At 75.8% G+C, this 3,956-nt stretch carries 3 protein-coding genes; 2 read left to right on the top strand and 1 reads right to left on the bottom strand.

The window, feature by feature from the left end; translation table 11 throughout:
* Both EAO71_RS38250 and EAO71_RS23080 read left to right on the top strand, forming a co-directional pair.
* Positions 1 to 238, top strand: a 238-nt coding sequence (locus EAO71_RS38250; RefSeq protein WP_410094001.1) for an imidazolonepropionase-like domain-containing protein, incomplete at its 5' end; no start/stop codon positions are given.
* Entirely contained in the window at positions 235 to 2,211 is a 1,977-nt protein-coding gene (locus EAO71_RS23080) for an ABC transporter ATP-binding protein (protein ID WP_261992302.1), read from the top strand. The genes EAO71_RS38250 and EAO71_RS23080, both read left to right, overlap by 4 nt.
* Before the next feature lie 148 nt (positions 2,212 to 2,359).
* Here EAO71_RS23080 and EAO71_RS23075 read toward each other — a convergent pair whose 3' ends face one another.
* Positions 2,360 to 3,769 carry an MFS transporter gene (locus tag EAO71_RS23075; RefSeq protein ID WP_147980013.1) on the bottom strand — a complete coding sequence of 470 codons (1,410 nt, stop codon included), beginning with the start codon at positions 3,767 to 3,769 and terminating at the stop codon, positions 2,360 to 2,362.
* Positions 3,770 to 3,956: the final 187 nt, after the last annotated feature.

Here is a 3,956-nt window from a genome sequence, read left to right as displayed (position 1 = left end):
CCCGTCGACGGTCATGCTCGCCGACCGGGTGGCGCTCCTGTCGGAGGGCCGGATCGCGGCGGTGGGCACCCACCAGGAGCTGCTGCGCGCGCACCCCGAGTACGCCTGGCTGATGTCGGGCGCGGAACCCGGGCCGGGCGCGTTCGGCCCGCTCGACATGAACGACGATCACGACGACGGCGCCGGCGGCCGGAGCGACGCGGGCGGCCGGAACGCGGAAGGGAGCACGCGGCGATGACGGAGCCGACGACCGCGACGCCGGAGACGACCACCGAGGGGGCCGGGACGCCCGGCGCCCCGACGCCGCCGGAGCCCGGTCCGCCGGCGGGCCGGGCCGCCGGTACCACCGCGCCTCCCGGGACCACCGGGCCCGCCCCGGCCGCCGGGACCCTGCCCCCCGGCGACGGGGGCGGGGACGGCGACCCGTTCGACCGGGACGACCTGCCCTCGGCCGCCGGCGCGACCGGGGCGCTGCTGCGCTCCCTGCTCTCCGCCCACCGGGCCCGGGTGGTCGTCGCCGCGCTGGTCCTGCTCCTCCAGCAGGCCGCCGTGCAGGCCGGGCCGCTGCTCGTCGCGTACGCCATCGACCGCGGCGTGCCCGCCTTCCGCGCGGGCGACCACGGCCCGGTCGTGGCCGTCGCCGTCGGGTACCTGCTCTGCGCGGCCGTCTCCGGGCTGCTCCAGTACGTCTTCGTCCGCGCCGCCGCCCGGATCAACCAGGACGTGCTGCTCGACCTGCGCGGCCGGATCTTCCGGCACGCCCAGGCGCTGAGCGTCGACTTCCACGAGCGCTACACCTCGGGCCGGCTCATCTCCCGTTCCACCACGGACGTGGAGTCGCTGCGCGAGCTGCTGTCCGAGGGGCTGCAGGAACTGATCGCCGTCGTCCTCGCCTTCGTCTACATCTCGGCGATGCTGCTCTGGCTGGATCTGGGCATCGGAGCGGTGGCCGTCGCCTCCTTCGTGCCGCTGTACCTGCTCGTACGGCTCTACCAGCGGCGCGCGGCCCTCGTGTTCGACGAGCGGTCGACGGCCATCGCCGGGGTGATCGTGAAGTTCGCCGAGACGATGAACGGCATCCGGCCGGTCCGGGCCTTCCGGCGGGAGCGGGCCAACGACGGCGAGTTCGCGGTCCTCAACCACCGGCACGAGCGGAGCAACGGCGACGCGCTCCTGGAGATGGCCCGGTACGTCGTCGGCTCGCGGCTCGTCGCGAACACGGCGGTGGCCGGAATGTGTCTCTGGGGGGCCTACCGGGTCGCCGGAGGGACCCTGGCGCTGGGCGTCCTCGCCGCGGCCGTGCTGTACATGCGGCGGCTCTACGACCCGATCGACCGGCTGGGCATGTTCCTGAACTCCTACCAGTCGGCCGCCGCCTCCCTCGGCAAGATCGCCGGACTGCTGGCCCAGGAGCCCGGCGTGCCCGAGGCCGTGGCGCCGCGCGCGCTGCCGGCCGCCCGGTCCGGGACCCCGGGCAGGGAAGTGGTCTTCGAGGGCGTGCGGTTCGCCTACCGGACGGGTGGCGAGGTGCTGCCGCGCTTCGACCTGACGATCCCGGCGGGGCAGACCGTCGCCGTCGTCGGGTCGACGGGGGCGGGCAAGTCCACGCTCGCCAAGCTCCTCGCCCGCTTCTACGACCCGACCGAGGGCCGGGTGCTGCTCGACGGGGTCGACCTCACCGAGCTGGCCACGCCCGAACTGCGGCGGGGCGTCGTGATGGTGACGCAGGAGGCGTTCCTGTTCTCCGGGACGGTCGCGGAGAACATCGCGATCGGGCGGCCGGACGCGACGCGGGAGGAGATCGAGCAGGCGGCGAAGGCGATCGGCGCGCACGACTTCATCGCGGGACTGCCGGACGGCTACGACACGGACGTCCGCAAGCGGGGCGGCCGGATCTCGGCGGGCCAGCGCCAGTTGGTGGCCTTCGCGCGGGCGCTGCTCGCCGACCCGGCGGTGCTCATCCTGGACGAGGCGACCAGTTCGCTGGACGTGCCGGGGGAACGGGCCGTGCAGCGGGCGATGGACACCGTCCTCGCGGGCCGGACGGCGGTGGTCATCGCCCACCGCCTGTCCACGGTCGAGATCGCGGACCGGGTGCTCGTGATGGAGTCGGGCCGGGTGGTGGAGGACGGCACGCCGGCCGCGCTGGTGGGGGGCGAGGGCCGCTTCGCGACCCTCCACCGCGCCTGGCGCGACAGCCTGGTGGGCTGAGGTCGCCCGACCCCGGCGCCCGGGCGCGGCCCGTACGGGTCCCCGGGCGACGGGCGCCCGGTCGAGGGGGCCCGTCGCCCGTGTGCCCAGCGGGCGGTCGGGGACGCCCGCCCGGCGGCCGGCACGCTGCCGCGCACCCGCCGCGCCGTCACGTGGCCCGCCGGCCCCGCAGCAGCGTCAGGGAGACCACCGCAGCCGCGACCGCGACCAGCGCGGCGCCCACCGCGGCCCCGTTCAGCGCCGATGTGAAGGCGGACCGCGCCGCCTCCAGGACGGGCCCCGGGGAGGCCACCGCGCCGCCGAGGGTCTCGCGCGCCGCGGCCGGTGCGGAGGACGGCATGGCGTTCGTGTAGATCGCCGCGCCGATCGATCCCAGGATCGCCATCCCGAGTGCGCCGCCGAGCTCCTGTCCGGATTCGAGCACCGCCGCCGCCGAGCCCGCGCGCTCCGGCGGAGCCGTGCCCAGGGCGAGTTCGTTGGCCAGCGTCATGGCGGTGACGAGCCCGGCCGCGTAGACCGCGGACGCGACGAGCAGGACCCACAAGGGGGTGTCGCGGCCGATCACCGCGAGCCCTCCGAAGCCCGCCGCCGCGACGAGGAACCCGCCGCCCATCACGTGGGCCCGGTCCACGCTCCGGGCCAGCGCGGCGCCGGTCGGCGCGGCGACCATCACGCCCAGCGAGGGCACCAGGCTCCACAGGGCCGCCTCGAACGGGCTCTGGCCGAGGACGGACTGGAGGTACTGGGTGAGGAAGACGGCGAAGCCGACGGTCGCGACCATGGCCAGCAGGTTGGCCAGCACCGAGCCGCCGTACGCGCGCCGCCGGACCAGCTCCAGGTCGACCATGGGGTGTTCGAGGCGGGCCTGGCGGCGGACGAAGACCAGCGCGAGCAGCAGTCCGAGCACGATCCCGGCCGCCGGCAGGGGCTGCCGCACGTCCTTGGCGAGTTCCTTCACGCCGTGGATCAGCGGCAGCAGCGCGGCCAGCGAGAGCAGGGCGCCGACCAGGTCGAAGCGGCCCTGCGCGGTACCCCGGGAGCTCGGCAGCAGCAGCGGTCCGAGGACCAGCAGCAGCGCCATCGCGGGCAGGTTGACCAGGAAGACCGAGCCCCACCAGAAGTGCTCGACGAGCGCCCCGCTGACGACCGGACCGAGCGAGATCCCGCTCGCCATGACGGCCGTCCACAGCGTGACCGCCTTGGCCCGCTGCGCCGCGTCGCGGAAGAGGGTGCGGATCAGGGCGAGCGTGGACGGCATCAGGCAGGCGCCGGCGACACCGAGGAGGGCGCGGGCGCCGATGAGGCCGGCCGGTCCCTGGGCGTAGGCGGCGGCCAGCGAGGCGACTCCGAAGAGGGCGGCGCCCGTGAGGAGCAGCCGGCGGCGGCCGACGCGGTCCCCCAGAGCGCCCATGGGGATGAGGAGTCCGGCGAGCACGAAGCCGTACATGTCGAGGATCCACAGCTGGGCGGTGGCTCCGGGCCGCAGGTCGGCGCTGATGGAGGGGATGGCGAAGTAGAGGACGGAGACGTCCATGGAGACGAGGAGCAGGGGCAGCATCAGCACGCCGAGTGCGGTCCACTCGCGGCGGCCGGCGCGGTCCGCCTTCACATCGGCGCTGAACGGGGCCGCGGTGGGCGCCGCGCTGGTCGCGGTCGCGGCTGCGGTGGTCTCCCTGACGCTGCTGCGGGGCCGGCGGGCCACGTGACGGCGCGGCGGGTGCGCGGCAGCGTGCCGGCCGCCGGGG

The organism is Streptomyces sp. MS191 (genome assembly GCF_008042125.1).
GTDB lineage: Bacteria > Actinomycetota > Actinomycetes > Streptomycetales > Streptomycetaceae > Streptomyces.
This window is presented reverse-complemented; position numbering and strand designations above follow the sequence as displayed.